1 protein-coding gene is annotated in these 698 nt (G+C 48.4%); it reads right to left on the bottom strand.

The window, feature by feature from the left end:
• Nucleotides 1-512: metal ABC transporter solute-binding protein, Zn/Mn family (locus J5224_RS32885; RefSeq protein ID WP_264629107.1), on the bottom strand; the 512-nt coding region annotated here is incomplete at its 3' end.
• Nucleotides 513-698: the final 186 nt, after the last annotated feature.

Raw genomic sequence — 698 nt, 5'->3', positions numbered from 1 at the left:
CGATAGCTATCACACCCTGGTTTATCCGCAACGCAGAAGGCATCAGCAATGTTTTTCACATAAACACGCACGTTGGCAATAGATTGCCAGGCATGGGGATCGAAAGGTGCGGCATGAAATACCGCTTTGCCATTATAAAAATGGTAATGCCCACCAGCGGGATCCTGAATAATATTCGCGCCCTTGGTGACCTCAATTATCTGTGCCGACGTTTCACTCGCGGCAACCAGTCGCGTGATAAAACCTTCGAACTGCAAGCCATTAGTGAGGATGACATCCGCTTTGGACAGCGCAATAGCATCTGCCGGAGAAGGCTCATACACGTGAGCATCACTGTCTGGCCCAACAACCGTGCGCAGTTCAATGCGTTCTTTACCAATATTGCTGGCGATATCGCCAATAATCGAGAAGCTGGCAATAACCTGTATTTTTGCATTAGCCGGTAAAGGACTCCACGCAGCGATAAAGAGCAATATCGCCACATTACCGCGTAAAAAATCAGTGAAACGCATAACCATTAACTCCTTTCAGGATTGCCCGTTATTCACTCGACGAAAAGTGATTCGGGTGATGACATGACTATTTTTCAGCACAACGATGGCGGCGGATAACAGGTATAAAAACCCGCAGGCAAGAATGATGGTGGGGCCGGAAGGCAACGAGAAATGGAAAGAGAACAGCAGATCGCTGACGCAGGC

The organism is Candidatus Symbiopectobacterium sp. NZEC135, from assembly GCF_025962695.1.
This window is presented reverse-complemented; position numbering and strand designations above follow the sequence as displayed.